General features: G+C 59.4%; 18 protein-coding genes. 6 read left to right on the top strand and 12 right to left on the bottom strand.

Annotated elements, in window-relative coordinates:
• Positions 1–87: 87 nt before the first annotated feature.
• Together PM04_RS06565 and PM04_RS06560 are read left to right on the top strand one after the other, a co-directional pair.
• On the top strand, positions 88–477 hold the full coding sequence (locus PM04_RS06565; protein WP_081945937.1) for an OB-fold nucleic acid binding domain-containing protein: 390 nt from the start codon (positions 88–90) through the stop codon (positions 475–477).
• A 106-nt stretch (positions 478–583) separates the two neighbouring features.
• A complete protein-coding gene (locus tag PM04_RS06560; RefSeq protein WP_234702812.1) occupies positions 584–1,048 on the top strand; it encodes a peptidoglycan-binding domain-containing protein in 465 nt (154 codons plus the stop codon).
• Between the two features lie 76 nt (positions 1,049–1,124).
• On the opposite strand, the gene PM04_RS06555 is transcribed toward PM04_RS06560, so the two are convergent.
• The 4 genes from PM04_RS06555 to PM04_RS06540 all read right to left on the bottom strand — a co-directional run bounded on the left by PM04_RS06555 (position 1,125) and on the right by PM04_RS06540 (position 7,279).
• Entirely contained in the window at positions 1,125–2,591 is a 1,467-nt protein-coding gene (locus PM04_RS06555) for a Do family serine endopeptidase (protein ID WP_081945935.1), read from the bottom strand.
• A 195-nt stretch (positions 2,592–2,786) separates the two neighbouring features.
• Positions 2,787–3,638 (bottom strand): MBL fold metallo-hydrolase, encoded by an 852-nt coding sequence (locus PM04_RS06550; RefSeq protein WP_038004790.1) that lies wholly within the window; start codon positions 3,636–3,638, stop codon positions 2,787–2,789.
• Positions 3,639–3,772: 134 nt separating this feature from the next.
• Complete coding sequence (locus tag PM04_RS06545) at positions 3,773–6,565, bottom strand: bifunctional aconitate hydratase 2/2-methylisocitrate dehydratase (RefSeq protein WP_038004788.1); 2,793 nt, start codon at positions 6,563–6,565, stop codon at positions 3,773–3,775.
• 228 nt (positions 6,566–6,793) lie between these two features.
• The gene (locus tag PM04_RS06540; RefSeq protein ID WP_038004785.1) at positions 6,794–7,279 is read right to left on the bottom strand and encodes a flavodoxin family protein; all 486 of its coding nucleotides are present in this window, start codon (positions 7,277–7,279) and stop codon (positions 6,794–6,796) included.
• Between the two features lie 112 nt (positions 7,280–7,391).
• Here PM04_RS06540 and PM04_RS06535 point away from each other — a divergent pair, with 112 nt between their 5' ends.
• Positions 7,392–7,802 carry a cytochrome c gene (locus tag PM04_RS06535; RefSeq protein ID WP_052068229.1) on the top strand — a complete coding sequence of 137 codons (411 nt, stop codon included), beginning with the start codon at positions 7,392–7,394 and terminating at the stop codon, positions 7,800–7,802.
• Positions 7,803–7,828: 26 nt separating this feature from the next.
• Here the strand turns inward: PM04_RS06535 and PM04_RS06530 are convergent, their stop codons facing one another.
• The 6 genes from PM04_RS06530 to PM04_RS06505 all read right to left on the bottom strand — a co-directional run bounded on the left by PM04_RS06530 (position 7,829) and on the right by PM04_RS06505 (position 13,117).
• A complete protein-coding gene (locus PM04_RS06530; RefSeq protein WP_038004783.1) occupies positions 7,829–8,029 on the bottom strand; it encodes a DUF2065 family protein in 201 nt (66 codons plus the stop codon).
• Positions 8,029–8,901, bottom strand: coding sequence for a protease modulator HflC (gene hflC / locus PM04_RS06525; protein ID WP_038004780.1), 873 nt, complete (start codon positions 8,899–8,901; stop codon positions 8,029–8,031). The genes PM04_RS06530 and hflC overlap by 1 nt, the downstream gene beginning before the upstream one ends.
• Positions 8,901–10,067: an FtsH protease activity modulator HflK gene (hflK, locus tag PM04_RS06520; RefSeq protein WP_038004778.1), complete on the bottom strand. Its 1,167-nt coding sequence runs from the start codon at positions 10,065–10,067 to the stop codon at positions 8,901–8,903. Before hflK ends, hflC begins: the two co-directional genes overlap by 1 nt.
• Positions 10,068–10,148: 81 nt before the next feature.
• Positions 10,149–11,588, bottom strand: coding sequence for an FAD-dependent oxidoreductase (locus PM04_RS06515; RefSeq protein ID WP_038004775.1), 1,440 nt, complete (start codon positions 11,586–11,588; stop codon positions 10,149–10,151).
• Between the two features lie 19 nt (positions 11,589–11,607).
• Positions 11,608–12,396, bottom strand: a complete 789-nt coding sequence (gene rpiA, locus PM04_RS06510; protein ID WP_038004773.1) for a ribose-5-phosphate isomerase RpiA — start codon at positions 12,394–12,396, stop codon at positions 11,608–11,610.
• A 37-nt stretch (positions 12,397–12,433) separates the two neighbouring features.
• Positions 12,434–13,117 carry a thiamine diphosphokinase gene (locus PM04_RS06505; RefSeq protein ID WP_052068228.1) on the bottom strand — a complete coding sequence of 228 codons (684 nt, stop codon included), beginning with the start codon at positions 13,115–13,117 and terminating at the stop codon, positions 12,434–12,436.
• A gap of 120 nt (positions 13,118–13,237) precedes the next feature.
• On the opposite strand from PM04_RS06505, the gene PM04_RS06500 reads away from it, so the two are divergent.
• Positions 13,238–15,097 (top strand): hypothetical protein, encoded by a 1,860-nt coding sequence (locus PM04_RS06500; RefSeq protein WP_038004771.1) that lies wholly within the window; start codon positions 13,238–13,240, stop codon positions 15,095–15,097.
• Positions 15,098–15,267: 170 nt separating this feature from the next.
• Here the strand turns inward: PM04_RS06500 and PM04_RS06495 are convergent, their stop codons facing one another.
• Together PM04_RS06495 and PM04_RS06490 are read right to left on the bottom strand one after the other, a co-directional pair.
• Positions 15,268–15,495: a DUF2842 domain-containing protein gene (locus tag PM04_RS06495; protein WP_038004769.1), complete on the bottom strand. Its 228-nt coding sequence runs from the start codon at positions 15,493–15,495 to the stop codon at positions 15,268–15,270.
• Between the two features lie 81 nt (positions 15,496–15,576).
• The gene (locus PM04_RS06490) at positions 15,577–16,872 is read right to left on the bottom strand and encodes an adenylosuccinate synthase (protein ID WP_038004767.1); all 1,296 of its coding nucleotides are present in this window, start codon (positions 16,870–16,872) and stop codon (positions 15,577–15,579) included.
• A 434-nt stretch (positions 16,873–17,306) separates the two neighbouring features.
• Here PM04_RS06490 and secG point away from each other — a divergent pair, with 434 nt between their 5' ends.
• Positions 17,307–17,669, top strand: coding sequence for a preprotein translocase subunit SecG (gene secG / locus PM04_RS06485; protein ID WP_038004766.1), 363 nt, complete (start codon positions 17,307–17,309; stop codon positions 17,667–17,669).
• A 246-nt stretch (positions 17,670–17,915) separates the two neighbouring features.
• Positions 17,916–19,559, top strand: a complete 1,644-nt coding sequence (locus PM04_RS06480; RefSeq protein ID WP_038004765.1) for a CTP synthase — start codon at positions 17,916–17,918, stop codon at positions 19,557–19,559.
• The last annotated feature ends 24 nt before the right edge of the window (positions 19,560–19,583 follow it).

The following is a 19,583-nucleotide window of genomic DNA, read 5'->3' as shown; positions in this document are numbered from 1 at the left end:
AGTCGTGTCCTCTTGCGATGTAGCTGTCGCGGACCTCGGGGGCAAACGGGATTTGCATTTCGCATCAATTGTTCTATTTTTGTTCTCATGTCGTCGCATTGCATCACCACCGCCGCGCTGAATGCGGCCCCCAACACAACTCGGCTCACGGTCGCGGGCCTCGTGCTAGTGCGCCAGCGTCCCGGCACGGCCAAGGTGGTGATCTTTCTGACGCTTGAGGATGAAACAGGCACCTGCAACGTGATCGTCTGGAAATCGATTTATGAGCGGTTTCGCAGGGCAATCATCGCCGGACGCTTGCTTCGCGTGACGGGCCGGGTTCAGCGACAAGGGCCAGTGCCCCACCTAGTCGCCGAAAAGGTTGAGGACATCTCACCTATGTTAGACGCGCTTTTGTCCCCCGATCTGCCCCGTGTTCATGAGCAGTTGGGCCCATCACCCTCGCCGTCACTTTCCCACGGGTACAAACCGCGTTAGTCTTGGCCAAACGGCTTCAGACCGGATTTCAGCAGTGCCCCACCGAATTTCCACCGCCCTTATTGCGCTTTGCCTCACGCCAGCGTGTACGTCGTCGGGCGGAGCCTTGGACGCGACTAAACCCAGCATTATCCCCGCCGCAAAAGCCCCAGCTGAGCTACGCGCGCGGACCAACCCCGATGCCTGCTGGTCCAAAACCACACGGCCCGCTGTCATCGAAACCATCACTGAGCGGCTTTTGATCCAGCCCGCCCAAATCTCCAGCGCGGGCACGATCACACAGCCACCAATCTATCGGACCCGAACCCGGCAGCGCATTGTCGATGATGGGAACCGTTGGTTCGAAATCCCCTGCGCGCTCGACCAAGACCCCGCGTTCATTGCCACGCTCCAACGTGCTTTGGCCGCACGGGCGTACTATAACGGCCCCATAACCGGCACCTATGACGCGCCCACCCGCGCTGCCGTGCGCGCCTACCAACGCCCCCAAGGGCCCGATAGTGGAGTGCTAAGTGTCGATGCCGCCCGAACGCTGGGTCTGGTGGCTGTGCCTCGCGACGACAGCACCTAGTGCGGCATAAAAAGCCCCGGCTCACACGATGGTGGCCGGGGCGTTTGTATTTATAGTGCTGCGCTAATGCGGCGACTTAGCCAAGCGACAGGGCTACGAACCGAGGATCACCACCGCGACGGATCAACAACAGAAGGCTCTTTTGCCCCGCTGCTTTGGCCGCTGCAATTTTTTCCTCCAGCTCAACCAAAGTGCTGACTTCAGTCTGGCCGGCCTCAGTGATCAGGTCACCGACCCGCAGGCCTTTGGCAAAGGCTTCGCTGGCCTCATCCACTTCCTTGACCACAAGACCCGATGCCGCCTCCGGCAGGTCCAGCTCAGCGCGCAACTGGTCATCGAGCACACCGACGGTCAGCCCCATCAATTCTTGCTCGGTCGGGACTTCCTCAACCGGGGCAGAAGCGGGCACCGCACGTTCGGCTTCTTCACGACGGCCAAGCGTCACAAGGATCGTTTGCGTGCCGCCATCGCGGAACACCACGACGCGTACAACCGCGCCAACGTCCGAGTTGCCGACCATCGTCACCAGACCGCGCGTATCCTCGACGGTCTCACCTTCGTAGGACAAGATCACATCACGCGCCTGCAAGCCTGCCTCAAGGGCGGGACCGGGGGGCACATCGGTGATCAGCGCACCTTGGACGGCGTCCAATTCAAGCGCTTCGGCCAATTCCGCATCCACGTCTTGGATGCGGACACCCAACCAGCCGCGACGGGTTTCGCCAAATTCCTGCAATTGATCCACGACGCGGGTCACAACGGTTGCGGACATCGCAAAACCAATCCCGATGGAGCCGCCGTTGGGCGACAGGATCGCCGTATTCACGCCGATCACTTCGCCATCCATGTTGAACAGCGGCCCACCCGAGTTGCCCCGGTTAATCGCGGCGTCGGTCTGGATGTAGTCGTCATAGGTGCCCGACAACGCACGTTCCCGCGCAGAGACGATGCCCGCGCTGACCGAGAACCCTTGGCCCAGCGGATTGCCCATCGCCATCACCCAATCGCCAACGCGCATCGCGTCGCTATCCCCAAAGGGCACAAACGGCAGGGGGATGTCGCTTTGCACCTTAAGTACCGCGATATCGGTGTTGGGGTCGGTCCCGATCACTTCGGCGGGCAGTTCCGCACCGGAAAAGAACTCGATCAAGATCTCATCCGCGCCCTCAATGACGTGGTTGTTCGTCACGATATACCCGTCCTCTGAGATCACGAACCCGGACCCAAGCGCCGAGGACCGACGTTGGGGACGGTTCTGTTGACCGGGGCGGTTGCGGAATTCCTCAAAGAAATCCTCCAGCGGAGAGCCGCGCGGCACTTGGGGCCCGGTGCCGCGTTCCACGGTGGTCGATGTGGTGATGTTCACCACCGCGCCCGAGACTTGCTCCACAAGGTCGGCAAAACTGTCAGGGGCGCCACGAGCCTGCGCGGCCATCGCCTGCGCCAGCGTCAGTGCCACGCCCAATACCAAAAGCCACAAGCCCCGCAGCCATGTCGGCTGGGTCTGAGCGGGCTGGGCGAGTGCGGTAGTTTTAAGTGTCAAATGATCGTCCTCCTGAACCCTGTCGGCGCAGCCCGTACCCGGTGCGCCCGTGCTGATGCATATCGGGGCCTCGGGCGGAGCTTTCAATAGAGCGCGCCTCTCACAACAGTGTGAGATGTCTCTTAATCTATGGTTAACCTAGAGCCAAATATCTGCAAGTCGCGCCGTTTTGGGCAAAAGCTTGCGAATGGCCAATCACGAAAGCGGGATGCACAAACCATCACGCCCCACGGTGAGCGGACCGTCCCATGTGGGTTGGATCGCGGCATGCCAATCACGCTCGGAAAAGTTGGGATCATCGGCAGGCAACAAATGGTTCAGCACCAAATGCCCAACGCCGGCTGCCGTCGCGATCCGCCCCACATCTTCGGCCCGGGTGTGAGAGGCATAAAGATGCTCCCGCAGGCGGCTGGCGCCCGGTGTGCGCTTGATCAAAGCCTCAACGCCATCGGTCAACATTGCCTCGTGTACCAACACGTCCGCGCCTTTTGCGAACGCGCCAAGCGGTGGGAAATAACAAGTGTCAGAGGAGAACACGACCGTCGCGCCAGCACCCGTAAACCGCAGTGCAAAGCAGTCCGTGACGGGCGGGTGATCTACACGCAAAGCCGCAACGCTGAGCGTGTCGTCCTGCATCACGGAACCTTCGGCGTAGGTCTCGATCTTGATCAAATCCAGCAGCGGTGGGCGCCCTTCATCCGCAAGACGGATTTTGTAGTCAAACGCCATAGAGGCCATGAACCCCTGCCAATATTCCGCAATTCCGGGCGGGCCGTAGACCGTAATCTGCCGCTGCAGCCCCGTCGTCCAAGCCGTGTAAATCAGCGGCCCCAATTCCAGCACATGATCAGAATGCAGGTGGGTGATAAAGATATCGTCAATCTCAAGCAGGCCCACGCCCGCCTCAACCGCGCTGCGGGCCGCGCCAATGGCACAATCGATCAAGACGGTGCGCCCGCCCAGCCGCAACAATGACGCCGTAGGCAGCGCACCGCCCTGCCGGATCGCGGGACCACCCTTGGTGCCGAGTAGAATGATATCGTTCATATGCCCCCCTTGGTTGTCCGCACCCTAGCCGCTTTTGCACGATATGGAAGCCGCCCCCCAACAACGAACGCCAGCCACGAAAAAGGGCCACCCGGTTGTCCCGGATGGCCCCCAATTTGCAAATCGAATGCGGCTTAATAATGCGCAGACAGGCTCGCCATTCCTTCGGCCTTGGGCGGCGCGAACTTGGTCAGGTCGATGCCCTCAACAGCGGTTTTGTATTCCTCAACCGTGGGGGTCCGACCCAAAATTGCGGACAGCACAACAACCGGCGTGGAGGCCAGCAGGCTCTCACCCGCTTTGTCGCCTGCATCCTCAACCACACGGCCTTTGAACAGACGTGTGGACGTCGCCAGCACCGTATCACCCTTGGCCGCTTTCTCTTGGTTGCCCATGCACAGGTTACAGCCGGGGCGCTCAAGATAGAGAATGTTCTCATACTCGGTCCGCGCCTTTTCTTTGGGTGCGTTGTCGTCGAACTCAAAGCCCGAGTACTTTTGCAGCACTTCCCAGTCACCCTCGGCCTTCAACTCATCAATGATGTTGTAGGTCGGTGCGGCCAGAACCAATGGCGCTTTGAACTCAACGCTGCCGGTGGACTTCTCAAGATTACGCAGCATTTGCGCCACGATCTTGACGTCGCCCTTGTGCACCATGCACGAACCGACAAAGCCCAAATCCACTTTCTTTTCCGCACCGTAGTACGAAATTGGACGGATCGTGTCGTGGGTATAGCGCTTGGACACATCGGCGTTGCGCACGTCAGGGTCTGCGATCATCGGCTCATTGATGGCATCCAGATCGACCACGACTTCGGCGAAGTACTTGGCGTTAGCATCTGGTGTCAGCGCGGGCTTTTCGCCAGACCGGATTTCCGCAATCCGCTTGTCGGCAATCGCGATCAGGCCGGTCAACATCTTGGCATCGTTTTCCATGCCCTTGTCGATCATGATCTGGATCCGCGACTTGGCAATCTCAAGGCTTTCGATCAGCGTCTCATCCTCAGAGATACAGATCGAGGCTTTGGCCTTCATCTCTGCGGTCCAGTCGGTGAACGTGAACGCTTGGTCGGCCAGCAATGTGCCGATGTGGACTTCGATGATGCGCCCTTGGAAGACGTTGTCGCCGAACTGTTCCAGCATCTGCAACTGGGTCGCGTGGACCACATCACGGAAATCCATGTGCGGGGCCATTTGGCCTTTGAAGGTCACTTTGACCGACTCTGGGATGGGCATTGTCGCCTCACCCGTGGCCAGCGCCAATGCAACCGTACCGGAGTCCGCACCAAAGGCCACGCCCTTGGACATCCGCGTGTGACTGTCGCCCCCGATGATGATCGCCCAATCGTCCACTGTGATGTCGTTCAGCACCTTGTGAATCACGTCCGTCATCGCGTGATAGACGCCCTTTGGGTCACGTGCTGTGACGAGGCCAAACTTGTGCATGAACGCCATCAGGCGGGGCGTGTTGGCCTGCGCCTTGAGGTCCCAAACCGACGCGGTGTGGCACCCGGACTGGTACGCGCCGTCAACCTTGGGCGACAGAACCGTTGCCGCCATGGCCTCCAGCTCTTGGCTGGTCATCAGGCCGGTGGTATCCTGCGAGCCAACGATGTTGACGTTGACCCGAACGTCCGAGCCCGCGTGCAGGGGCGTATCAGAGGCCACACCAACAGCATTGCGGTTAAAGATTTTCTCAACAGCGGTCAGGCCTTGGCCCTCGTGCGAGATTTCTTTGGACGGTGCAAAGGCGGATTTCAGCGGGATGCCCAGCGTTTCGCACGCGAATGTCTGGAGCTTTTTGCCGAACACGATGGCGTAGGAGCCACCGGCCTTCATGAACTCAACCTTTTGCGGCGTGAAGCTGTCGGCCATATCGACCAACTCTTCGGAACCATCCTCAGAGAACAGTTTCTTCTCCTTGGTGTTGATCGTCAGGACGGTGCCGGTTTCCACCGAATAGCGCTGCTCCAACACAGGGTTGCCGTCATTGTTCAGGATGGGGTTGCCGTCTTGATCAACCTTTTTGACCCAGTTTTTCAGGTCGACGCCGATACCACCGGTCACGCCGACGGTCGTCAAAAAGATCGGCGAAATCCCGTTGGTACCTGCCACGATGGGCGCATAGTTCACGAACGGAATGTAGGGGCTGGCCTTTTTGCCGGTCCACAGTGCGACGTTGTTCACGCCCGACATGCGCGAGGACCCGACACCCATCGTCCCCTTTTCCGCGATCAGCATCACGCGCTTGTCAGGGTGCTGAATCTTGAGAGCTTCGATTTCTTGCTGCGCACGTTCGGTAATCATGCACTTACCGTGCAGTTCACGGTCCGAGCGGGAGTGCGCTTGGTTGCCAGGCGACAGCAAGTCGGTCGAAATATCGCCCTCAGCCGCGATATAGGTGACGACTTTGATCTCTTCGTCGATGTCCGACACCTTGGTAAAGAACTCAGCGTCCGAGTAGCTTTCGAGGATGTCTTTGGCGACGGCATTGCCAGCAGCAAAGGCCTCAGCCAGACGGTCGGTGTCCGCCTCATAGAGGAACACTTGGGTCTTGAGGACTTCGGCGGCTTGGCTCGCGATATCCGCGTCATCACCCAGCGCAAGATCCAGCAGAACCTCAACCGAAGGGCCGCCTTTCATGTGCGACAGCAGCTCAAACGCGAAGGTAGGTGTGATTTCGGGAACGTTCGCCTGACCCAGGATGATTTCCTTGAGGAAGTCAGCCTTTTGACGGCCAGCGGGCGTCGTGCCGGGGATCGTGTTGTAGATAAAGAACTCAAGCGACGCTTCGCGATGCGCGTTGCTGGTATCTTTGATCTGCGCAATGATCTCAGAGGTCAGCGCCCCGTCATCAATCGGCTTGGGGTGCAAACCTTGGGTTTTGCGCGTTTCGATCTCTTCTAGGTAGGCTGTGTACAAGCTCATGGTGATCCCGACGAGTTAGAGTTTAGAGGGCAGCTTCGACGCCGGGACCCGTGGGTCACCGCTCCCGAGAAGCAATTGTATGCCGCGGTATACTATGGCGGGCAAAATCTCAAGCACGGAAAACGTGGCATGTTGCCCCACTGGCCTGAATTTAACGCCGCTAGGGGTGATTACACACCGACTCGGGCCCCATCCACAACGCGACATATTCCCTGCGGAACAGACGGGTTAGAACACGCCGAGGCTCAGCCCCGCCCCAATCGCCGCCCCCAGATCACGACAGGGGGCCAACTCGGCCTCCGTCAGGGACTTCGGCGCCAAAATGGTCTCTGGCGTTTGGGCATGAGTGCACAGGATCAGCGGCGCCTGCACCTCTCGCAGACGCCAGCCCGTCGCGATGCGCGCCGTCTGACGTGCCGCATTTTGACCATCGGACCCTGCACAGATCATCTGCGCATAGGGCCGCCCGTTCAACTCACCCAAAACCGGGTAATAGCACCGATCAAAGAAATCCTTCATCACACCCGAAATCGCCGCAAGGTTTTCGGGCGCACAAAAGATGTAGCCATCTGCCGCCAATAGGTCATCCGGCCCTGCATCCTGCGCGGGTTTCAGGACCGTTTCGCATTCCTGCCCCGCCGCGTCCGCAGCGGCCTGCGCCATCTGCAGACTGCCACCTGTGCGGGAATGATACACGATCAGCAGTTGGGTCATGGTGCGCGGCTCCGGTGGTTTAACCTGTCTTAACATGCCGATCCCGCGCACAAAATGCAGCAGCGTTGTCGAAAACCGCCCATTTTGGTACACTGAAAGCAGGAGGTGACCAATGTTGATGGGACTTCGAGTGTTAACGGTCGCGCTAGCCGCGACCCTACCCGCGCAGGCGCAAGAGGCCGACCCGCAAGCCGGGCGCGACTTTTTCCAAACCTATTGCTGGCAATGCCACGGCAAAAGCGGCGCGGGTACGGGACAAATGGCCGAGATGCTCGCCATCGCACCACCAGACCTGACCAAACTGTCGGATCGGAACGGTGGAACCTTTCCGACGGAACGGACTTTGATGCAAATCGACGGTCGGTCCCCGTTGCTGGCCCACGGCGGTGACATGCCGATTTTCGGCGCGTTTCTTGAGGCGGATCAAAACGTCCCGCTCAAGGTCGAAAGCGGCCAACCGGTCCTTGTCAGCCCAGAGTTGGCAAACTTGATCAGCTATCTGCAAAGCCTGCAGGGGGATTAGCCCCCACAGCCTGGCCCCAATCGGGGCTAACCCCCAAACACAGCCCGCACAAATCCGACGCCCACGACCCCCAAGCCCACACAAATCAGGCCGATCATGCGGCGGGTTTCAAACGGGATTTCCGCAATCATCGCGATCAGGTCTTCCAAACGCCGAGGGGCCAGTGCAAGCACCAGCCCCTCAATCACAAGGGCCATCGCCAGGCCCAGTAACACTGCTTCGATCATTACTGACGACCAGTGTCCGCTTTTAGGTAGTCAAAAAACTCGCTGTCAGGCGACAGAACCATCGTCGAGTTGTTCCCCTGCAACGCGCGGCTGTAGGCCGTGAGTGAGCGGTAGAACTCAAAGAATTCCGGGTCCTGACCAAAGGCCTGAGCAAAGATGTTGTTGCGGCGCGCATCGGCTTCACCACGAACGATCTCAGCCTGACGTGTGCTGTCCGAGACCAACTCAACCACGGTCCGGTCCGCTTGGGCACGGATCCGCTGCGCGGCTTCTTCACCACGGGCGATCTCATCTGCGGCTTCGCGTTCACGCTCTGCGCGCATCCGAGCAAAGGTTGCGTCAAGGTTTTGCGCCGGAAGGTCGGTCCGCTTGAGGCGAACGTCGATGATTTCCAAGCCCAGTTGACGGCCTTCATTCCGAGCAAGTGTCGCGATCCGGTCCATCAGAACCGCCCGATCCGTGCTCAGGATGTCGTTCGACGACACCGAACCCAGCACAGCCCGCAACTGCGACCGCAAAATCCGGTCAAGCTGGATTTCGGCAGTCCGAATACCACCGACGCCCACAGCTTCGCGGAAGTCTTCTACGTCGGAAATCCGATACCGGGCAAACGCGTCAACCACGAGACGACGATCATCCGACGGCGTGATCTCAATCGGATCAACATCGCGGCTCAGGATGCGGTCGTCGTAGCGGACAACCTCTTGGATCAGCGGCAATTTAAAGGCCAGACCGGGGTCTTCCTTGACCGCAACCACACGACCAAATTGCAGCACGAGCGCTTTTTCACGTTCATCCACGATAAACACCGAAGACAGCACACCGACCAGCGCAACAACGACGACCGGGATCAGAAAAGTTGATTTGTTCATCAGTTGGTTCCTCCGCCACGGCGCAGTTCATTGATGGGCAGGAACGGGATGACGCCTTGGCCACCGCCCTCGCCACCACCGCCGATGTTGTCATCAACGATGATCTTGTCGAGGCCGCCCAGAACGTTTTCCATCGTTTCCAGATAGAGCCGCTTGCGCGTCACTTCAGGGGCGTTGGTGTATTCGCCCAAAACGGCGACGAAACGGCTGGCTTCACCTTCAGCTTCGTTCACAACCTGCGCCCGGTAGGCTTCGGCTTCTTCTAACAGCTGAGCAGATTCACCACGCGCGCCCGCAAGCACACGGTTGGCATAGGCATCAGCTTGGCTTTGCAGCCGGTCACGCTCTTGCTCAGCGGCCTGCACTTCGCGGAAGGCATCAATCACTTCTTCGGGCGGATCGGCACGGTCAAAGTTGACACGCAAGATCGCCACACCGGACTGATAGCTGTCGAGAGTGGACTGGATCAGTTCCTCAAGGCGCTGCGCAATGGCTTCGCGGTCGCGGTTCAGGATCGGAGCCAGTTCAGACTGTGCCACGATTTCACGCATCGCAGATTCAGCCACAGCGCGGATCGATTGCTCGGGGTCGCGCAGGTTGAACAAGAAGGCACGCGGGTCACTGATGTTCCAAGACACTTGGAAATCGATGTCGATGATATTCTCATCACCCGTCAGCATCAGACCAGCATCCGCTGCCTGACCCCGACCTGTGCCGATGTCCACCGTCCGTTCCGTCGTGACCGGGATCACTTCGGCGCGCACAACGGGCCAAGGCGCAAAGTTCAGACCCGAATTGCCGGTGGCCACATATTCGCCAAACAACAGCTCAACGGATTGCTCTTCCGGGCGGACCGTATAGAGCGAGGCATAGACCCACAGACCAACAGCCGCCAAGGCCGCCAAACCGATGGTGCCTTTGGTAAAGATCGGGCCACCGCTGCCGCCCATTGGGCCACGGCCATTGCCGCCACCGCCCTTGCCGCCCATCAGGACGCGCAACTGCTCTTGGCCTTTTTTCACCAGCTCATCAATTTCAGGGATTTGAGGCCCGTCGCCATTGCCGTTGGGGCGACGTCCGCCCCCGCCTCGGTTGCCGCCGCGGTCATCATCACCGCCGCCAGAGCCGCCTCCGCCGCCCCAAGGGCCGCCGTTATTCCCAGCCATACAGGTCTTCCCCTTTTGTCGTCTTATCTCTTTAGCGTTGTTCTTCAACTTGTGGTCGAAGGACGAATATTCAAGCCCTTACTAGGCGCTCCGCACCGGGTTCTTCATGGTCACGATTTCCTCAGACATCGTGGGGTGAACGGCGACGGTGCGATCAAAATCTGCTTTGGTTGCGCCCATTTTCACGGCGACCCCCGCAAGTTGGATCATCTCACCCGCATCAGGCGCCACAATATGACAGCCCAGAACGATGTCCGTCGCCTTGGAGACGACCAGCTTCATCAACACGCGGTTGGGCGCACCAGCAAAGGCGGACTTCATCGGACGGAAGGATGTGCAATAGATATCAACGGGTTCAATCTCCCGCGCGGCCTCTTCGCTTAGGCCGACTGTCCCCATTTCGGGCTGCGTGAACACCGCAGATGGGATCAAGTCATGGTCAACCTTGGTGGGGTTGCCTTTAAACACGGTCTCAACAAAAGCCATACCTTCGCGGATGGCTACAGGCGTCAGGTTAACCCGGTTGGTCACGTCGCCGATCGCGTAGATCGAGGGCACATCGGTCTGGCTGTAGTCGTCCACGACAACCTCACCCGCACGGCCCAGTTTCACGCCGACGTCTTCTAGGCCCATGTTGTCCGTGTTGGGCGCGCGACCCGTGGCAAAGAACACAGCGTCGTAAACGCCTTCATGGCCGGTGGTGGATTTGACCCATAGCGGGCCGTCCTCGTCGCCAGTCATCACCGGGGTTTCACCAGCGGGGTAGGCCATCGCCGCATCGACACCGCCCGCGGCTTTCACCGCCGCCTCTGGTGCCATTTGCAGCACATTGGCCCCTGTGTGGATATCGATCCCTTGGGTCCGCATTTCCTCAGAAATCAGGCCACGGGCCTCATCATCAAAGCCCCGAAGGATCTGCGCACCACGGTAGTATTGCGTCACCTGCACACCCAGCCCTTGCAGGATGCAGGCGAACTCGCACGCGATATAGCCGCCGCCCACAATCAGCACGGTTTTGGGCATTTTGGGCATATTAAAGATGTCATCCGACACCATCGCCAGATGCGCATTAGGCATATCGGGGCGCACCGGACGCCCGCCCATAGCCAGCAGAATGTGTTTGGCGGTAAAGGTCCGGCCATCGGCCAGCTCAACGGTGTGAGGGTCTTTGACCCGTGCACGCTGATCAAAGCTCTCAACGCCTGAGTTTTTCAGCAGCGAACGATAAACGCCCTCAAGCCGGTCCAACTCGGCGTTCATCTTGGTGCGAAACTTGGTCCAGTCGAAACCGCCCTGCGTGACGTCCCAGCCATAGGCGCCTGCATCCTGTGCGACACTGCCATAGCTGGAGGCGAACACCATCAGCTTTTTGGGCACACAGCCCCGGATCACGCAGGTGCCGCCGTACCGGCTTTCTTCTGCCAGAGCCACCTTGGCGCCGTTTTCGCCTGCTGCCACACGGGCTGCACGCACACCACCCGACCCGCCTCCGATTACGAAGAGGTCATAGTCAAACGCCATTGCAGTTCCTTCCAAAGTCTTAGCCACCAACATCCGTAAAGATGCTGTCGCTCTCGTTCACGGCGACCTGTTCGTTGGTCACTGTGCCGTTATTAATGTCGCGCACAATCGCGCTGCCGTCAGCGGCCCCCACGATCACGACGTCGCATAGGTTGATGAACAACCCATTCTCAACAACGCCCGGGATCTGGTTCAGCACGTGGCTTACCTGCTGCGCATCCTCTAGCCGCTCTAGGTGCAGATCAAGGATCAAGTTGCCCTCATCGGTGCGGAACGGCGCATCTTGGTTCAGCCGAAGCGTGATGTTGCGGCCATCCACATCAAGGTCGACCAGCGCTTTTTCGATCAGCGACTGGGTCGTCTGCCAACCAAAGGGGATCACCTCAACCGGCAGCGGGAACGCACCCAGCGTTTTGACGTGCTTGGTGGGGTCCGTAATCACGACCATTTTATCGCTGGCCGTGGCGACGATTTTTTCTTGCAGCAGCGCGCCACCGCCCCCTTTGATCAGGGTCAGGTTGTCGTCAAATTCGTCTGCGCCGTCGATTGTGACGTCCAGCCACTTGGCTTCGTTCAGGTCCACGACCTTGATACCCAGCGACGTCGCCAAGTCGGCCGTCCGGGTCGAGGTAGCCACGCCCGTAATGTTGAGCCCGTCGTTGCGCACCATCTCAGCCAGACACCGCACCATCCACGCCGCGGTTGAGCCGGTGCCCAATCCGACGCGCATCCCGTCCTCAACATAATCAACGGCCCGGCGCGCCGAGACATATTTTGCTTTTTCGATGGGGTTCAGATCAGCGGACACGGCAGAATCCTTGCATAAAAGGTGGCAGGCGCGTTCTCTATAAACCGCCCACGCCGGGGCTGCGAGCGGAAATGCCCAACCCCGCGAGTGCTGCGTCCAACATCTCTGGCGGCAAAAATACGAGCGTTCCCGGCGCGTCAAATTCCAAGTGCACATCCCGCGCGATCACCCGATTGGAAGTGCCCAACTGGTTCTGCGGCCCAAGCGTCAGCCCTTCAATCGGCCATTCCAGCCCACGGGACCGCCCCGTCACGGGCCACAGGGGATACAACGACACCCGCGTGCCTAGCGGCAGGTTCAGCGATAGCGAACGCGGTGCGTGAATGATCACCTCATGGTCCGAGACCAGCACACAAGGCGCTCCCTTATGGGCGGCGAGCGTGCTGAGGGCGGCCAAGGTGTGATCCAGCAGCGCACCAGTGAACCCAATCCCCAACAGGAACGGCGCCTCTACGCTGCGCAAAACCTTGGCAAAATCCGTGGTGTCCTGCTCCGCGATGGGGTGCAGGCTGTCGGACGGCAGGCGCGCGCGCACGTCCGGATCAAGGCTATCGAGGTCTCCGATGGTGGCGATTGCCCGATGCCCAAGCGCCAGCGCACGGCCCGCGCCACTATCAGCGGCCACCAACGTCGGCGCACGTTCAAGGCACAACCCCAGCATCTGGGCCGAAATCGGCGCGCCACCCACCAAGGTGACGCCGGTCTCACTGGTTACAATCATAAGACAGAGCTCCCTCCAGCGCCGCAATTATGCCTAATTTGTGGTTAATCATCCTGAAATCGCCCCAAACGCGTCGCCTTTTAACTGGAATCGTTTTGTTTAACCAATCGTTGACAAGGTATGGATAGCCTCGGACATTCCGGGGAGAAAGTGCAGCAAGAAATGGTCAACGCGAGCAAAATTCTCACAGTGTCTTATGGCACATTTTCATGCACCTTGGAGGGGTTTGATGATCCCTTCTCAACCATGAAAGACATTTCCGAGTATTTTCGCAACCTCGCATCGGAGGATCGTTTCTTTGGGGCAGAGCCGCCAAAGCTAGACGCCGACATGCTAAAACACATTGCTGAGGTGAATACCCAGGCTTCCGTTTCGGCGCAGATGGGCGACAATGCCGTAACCCTGCGCCCCACCGATACCGTGACTGAGACGCCTGAGCCGATCACATCCGAGGTTACAGAAACCCTCGAAATTGAGACTGAACCAGAGATCGCCGAGCACGTCGAAGCGATTGACAAAGATACAGACGACGCCCCCGAAGTAGTCGAAGAACCGGTCCAAGACGTGGCGGATGAGACCATCATCGAAGAGGCCCCCGCCGAGGTCGAAATCACCGACCAAGAAGAGGTCGAAACGCCCGAGGACACCTCGACCGTTGCCGACCGATTGGCCCGCATCCGCGCCGTCGTCGCCCAAGACACAGACCCCGAAGATGACGACGCCTTTATCGACACGTATTCTGAGGATCAGCACGCCGAGGATATCTCAGAGACAGCAGAAGACAGCATCGCCGCCCTCTTGGCCGATGATCACATTCTTCCACCGTCTGAGCCGGAAATGATCGAGGACAGCTTTGAGGTTACCGATTTTGATGACGGCACCCTGGATGATGGCCACCAAATCGAAACGATCGAAGACTCAGCCCCCCTCGCCCCGATTGCCAAGCCCGCGCCCATCGCCCGCGCAATTGTGACAAGGGTTCTGAAATCCGCAAAAGATATCGCCAAGATGCAGGTGTCCAAGCCCGACGTCTCTGTCGAAGACGACACGATTTCCCCCGAGGATGAGGCCGAGATGCTGGCGGGTCTGGCCCGGATCGAAGCCGAAACCGCCAAGCGCCGCGCCGAAGCCCTGCCCGCAACGGCGATGAACAACCCCGCCGACCTAGAGCGCTTGTTCGACGCCACTGAAACCCGCTTTGACGGGGCCGAAACTTCCCGTGCGCATGCCAATATCTCGCACCTCAAGGCCGCCGTCGCCGCCCGCAACGCAGACGTCCCAGCCGCTAGCGTCGAGGAAAACGACGAAACCGAAGCTTACCGCGAAGATCTGGCAAACGCCGTCAAAGACCAAGGGCCTCGGATTGCGGAACCACAGACCGAAACCCCAGAGACCATCGAGGCAGAGCGCGCAACTCCCCTCGTGCTCGTATCCGAGCAGCGTGTGGACGATGGGTCGGACGAGGATAGCCTCGACGATCTGGACGATACGGCAGAAGATGACGCAATTGAAAACCTCGCGGCGCCCTCACCCGAGGAGGCCGATGAAACCCCCGCTTCGCGTGCAGAGCCCATTGGCGGCAAAGTCCTGCCCCGCCGGGTGCGCCGCGCAATGACCGACAGCTTTGAAAGCGATCGCGATACGCTCGCCTCCGTGGCCGCTGCCGCAGGTGAAAACCGCGCTGAGCTTGGGTCCGACTTTGAGGATTTCGCCACCGAACTAGGCGCCAAAGAATTGGTCGATATCCTAGAAGCAGCCGCCGCCTACAGCCAGCTTGTGCAGGGCCGTGAAAGCTTTTCGCGCCCCAAACTTCTGCACCTCGCGATGGAAGCAGACGAAACATTCAGCCGCGAAGAGGGCCTGCGTAGCTTTGGCCAACTCCTGCGCAATGGCACCATCAAGAAAATCAAGCGCGGCTCGTTCGAGCTGACACGGACCTCGCGCTACGCGGAGCCAGCCGCCAAACGGTCCGCAAGCTAACTCACCTCGGGCGGCTTAACGTCGCCCTCACAAACAAGGCGGGCGCAGGAACAAGGCGCCCCCTTTTCGATTTTGGAAGCTCGTTCCAAACAAACTGGCGGAAGCGATCCTTACGATCCTTCCGCCATTTTTTCATGATTTGACGTGCGAGGCCCGCAAAGGGCTGAGGTCTAGTCCTTGGACTGCGCATCCGGATCGGCCTGACCGATCCCTCTGAACACGGACTTAAACGGAAACGCCCAGACCACACCAAGGGCGATATACACGAAGAGCTCCACCACCAGGGGCGGACGCTCCAGCCAGTTCACAATCGTGACCGCCGTGACGATATAGGCGGGCAACCCGACAAGCAGGATGACCAACGACCAACGACGACGGGCTTTGTAGCTCAGGGCCATGGGGCACTCCTTGGGGCGATATGGACGCCCCCAAAGGCGCGCCCGATTAGCAATTGTGTCACGCCCATTCGGGCGCTGCGATCAATCCGCGAAGGGGTCCGTCACCAAAATGGTGTCATCACGCTCCGGAGATGTGGACAGTAGCGCGACTGGGCACTGGATCAACTCTTCGACCCGGCGCACATACTTGATTGCAGCCGCAGGCAGATCGGCCCATGACCGCGCGCCTTCGGTCGACTCCGACCAGCCGTCCATTTCTTCGTAGATCGGCACACAACGCGCCTGCTCATCCGCAGCGGTGGGCAGATAATCCATCCGCGTACCGTCCAGATCGTAGCCAACGCAGATCTTCAGCGTCTCAAACCCGTCCAGAACGTCCAGCTTTGTCAACGAAATCCCGGTGACCCCGGACACGGCACAGGTCTGGCGCACAAGTGCGGCGTCGAACCAACCGCAGCGACGCTTGCGCCCGGTGGTCGTGCCAAACTCATGGCCGCGCTCGCCCAAACGCTGACCATCCGCATCCTCAAGCTCCGTCGGGAACGGGCCTTCACCGACGCGTGTGGTGTAGGCCTTTACGATACCCAGAACATAATCGACAGAGCCGGGTCCAATGCCCACACCCGTTGCCGCCTGCCCCGCGATCACGTTGGAAGACGTCACAAATGGGTACGTCCCAAAATCAATATCCAAAAGCGCGCCTTGGGCACCTTCGAACAGGATACGTTTGCCAGCCTTGCGCTGCTCGTTGAGCACCTTCCAGACAGGTGCCGCGTAGGGCAGAATTTTGCCTGCAATGTCACGCAGCGCGGCAATCAAGGCGTCGCGATCAACAGCCTCAATCCCCAAACCTTTGCGCAGCGGATCATGGTGCTGCAACGCGCGGTCCACACGGGCCACGAGCGTCGCATCATCAGCCAGATCGGCAACACGTACGGCGCGGCGGCCGACTTTATCTTCGTAGGCGGGCCCGATGCCACGACCCGTTGTCCCGATCTTGGTGCCCTTGCTCGCGGCTTCCTCGCGGGCGCGGTCCAGTTCACCGTGGATCGGCAGGATCAGCGGCGTGTTTTCCGCAATCATCAGCGACTCAGGCGAAATCTCAACGCCTTGGGCGCGGATGGTCTCAATCTCGCGCAACAGATGCCACGGGTCGAGCACAACACCGTTGCCAATGACCGACAGCTTGCCACCGCGCACAACACCCGAAGGCAGCGCATGCAGTTTGTAGACTGTTTCGCCCACCACAAGTGTGTGGCCTGCGTTGTGACCGCCCTGAAAGCGGCAGATGATATCAGCCCGCTCGCTCAGCCAATCTACGATTTTGCCTTTGCCTTCATCGCCCCATTGGGCGCCGACCACGACGACGTTTGCCACTGCATTCGCTCCTTAATGTCCGCGCGCGGGTATAGCCAACACCGCGCAGGGGCGAAACCGAAAAACGCGAAGGGCACTTTTCCAACACCTCAGCCGCCAATCACGACCGTTCGCCCAAGCTTTGTGGACGCAAACCCTTAAGCAACCTTGAATACGGGCGGCAATTTCCACACGGGCCGCCGCGTTGCGCCCGAACACCGTCTGAACCCCGCCGGATATTATTCATAATTATTTACAATATCTTGCCAACCGCATCGCAAAACCATACCCCGTCAACCGTCCTGCGACATTCTGTCAGAAACTTCTGGACGAGCACACGTCTTGGTTGTAGCGTCATGTTACGAGCGGACGGGGGGTCTTGTCGGGATTAAACGCTTGCGGCGCGGCGTCGCAGCACATACATACCCCGCCAACTGACCACGATTGGACCGCCGATGGAAAATGTCATCCTCGTCATTCACCTGATCCTAGCCTTGTGCTTGATCGGTATCGTTCTTTTGCAACGATCCGAAGGCGGCGGCCTTGGTATGGGCGGCGGTGGCGGCGGCGGTGCAATGACCGGTCGCCAAGCTGCAAACGCGATGACCAAGCTGACATGGATCTTTGCAGCAGCGTTTCTGACGACATCTGTGGCGCTGACGATCTTGGCGGCACAAAACTCTGCTAACTCGTCGGTTATCGACCAACTCGGCGTCCCGGCCCCGGCAGCACCTGCGGTGCCTGCACTGCCCGGTGGCGGCGCGCTCTTGCCGCCTGCCACGACGGACGCCCCGCTTACGCCACCCCGCGCCGACTAAAGCACGCGGACCAGACCATCACACTGACTAAGGGCCACGTCACCTGTGGCCTAGGCTAATTTGGGCCAAGCGAACGAGGTCCAAGCTAACTAGGGATCGTCTCTGCGTGCTTAAAATGCGCAGGATATGGTATGCTTTGTTGCGCTTACCCCCCGACTCAGCCTAAACTCATCCCCCGTGAAGAAGGCAGCGCGCTCGCGTCCCTCCGGGCAATACACGAGCGCACACAGACTTGCGGGAGCCCCCATGGCACGGTTCATTTTTATTACCGGCGGCGTTGTGTCGTCGCTCGGAAAGGGTTTGGCATCCGCCGCCCTTGGGTCACTTCTGCAGGCGCGGGGCTTTTCGGTCCGGTTGCGCAAGCTGGACCCCTATCTCAACGTTGATCCCGGCACGATGAGCCCGTTTGAACACGGCGAAGTGTTCGTGACAGACGACGGCGCCGAGACCGACTTGGATCTTGGCCACTATGAGCGGTTCACGGGGGTCGCGGCGCGGCGCACCGATTCTGTGTCCTCCGGACGGATCTATTCCAACGTGTTGGAAAAAGAGCGGCGCGGCGACTATCTGGGCAAAACCATCCAAGTGATTCCCCACGTCACGAATGAAATCAAAGATTTCATCTCAATCGGTGAGGATGAGGTCGATTTCATGCTCTGTGAGATCGGCGGCACCGTGGGCGACATCGAAGGTCTGCCCTTCTTTGAAGCGATCCGCCAGTTTTCGCAGGACAAGCCGCGCGGTCAGTGCCTGTTCATGCACCTGACCTTGCTGCCGTTCATCAAAGCCTCTGGTGAGCTAAAGACCAAACCGACCCAACACTCCGTGAAAGAGCTGCGGTCCATTGGCCTCGCACCCGATATCCTTGTGTGCCGTGGTGAGGGACAAATCCCCGCCAAAGAACGCGAAAAGCTGGCGCTGTTCTGTAACGTGCGCCCCGATAGTGTGATTGCAGCACCCGACCTGAAATCCATCTATGAAGCCCCCCTCGCCTATCACCGCGAAGGGTTGGACCAAGCGGTTCTGGATGCCTTCCAGATCAGCCCCGCCCCCAAGCCGGACCTGAGCCGCTGGGAAGACGTCTACGACCGTATCTGGAACGTCGACGGCGAAGTGCGCGTGGGCATCGTGGGTAAATACACCCAGTTGGAAGATGCCTACAAATCTATCGCCGAGGCGCTGACCCACGGCGGCATGGCCAACCGGGTCAAGGTCAAGGTCGAGTGGGTCGATGCAGAACTGTTCGACCGCGAAGACGCGGCGCCGCATCTGGAACGCTTCCACGCAATCCTGGTGCCCGGCGGCTTTGGCGAGCGCGGGACCGAGGGCAAGATCAAGGCGGCGCAATTCGCCCGCGAACGCAAAGTGCCCTACTTGGGTATTTGCCTTGGTATGCAGATGGCCGTAATCGAGGCTGCGCGTAATCTGGCCAAGCTGGACGACGCGGGTTCAGAAGAATTCGACCACGAAGCGGGTAAGAAACGCTTTACGCCCGTGGTCTATCACCTGAAAGAATGGGTCCAAGGCAACCACAAGGTTGAGCGCAAAGTCGGCGACGACAAGGGCGGCACCATGCGCCTCGGCGCCTATGACGCGGCCCTGACCAAGGGGTCGAAGGTAGCGGAAGTCTATGGCACCACCAAGATCGAAGAGCGCCATCGCCACCGCTATGAGGTCGACACGACCTACCGTGAGCAGCTGGAAGCCCATGGGCTAACGTTCTCAGGGATGTCGCCAGATGGCCGTTTGCCCGAGATTGTAGAGGTGAAAGATCACCCTTGGTTCATCGGTGTGCAGTTCCACCCCGAGCTGAAATCAAAGCCCTTTGCACCGCATCCACTGTTCAAAGACTTCATCCGCGCGGCCAAGGAAAACTCTCGTTTGGTGTAGGGGCTGGTTGTTTTTTAGCAAAAA

The organism is Thalassobacter sp. 16PALIMAR09 (assembly GCF_000765485.1).
Lineage (GTDB): Bacteria > Pseudomonadota > Alphaproteobacteria > Rhodobacterales > Rhodobacteraceae > Thalassobacter > Thalassobacter stenotrophicus.
Note: the sequence above shows the minus strand (reverse complement) of the source record. Positions and strands in the feature narration are given on the sequence as shown.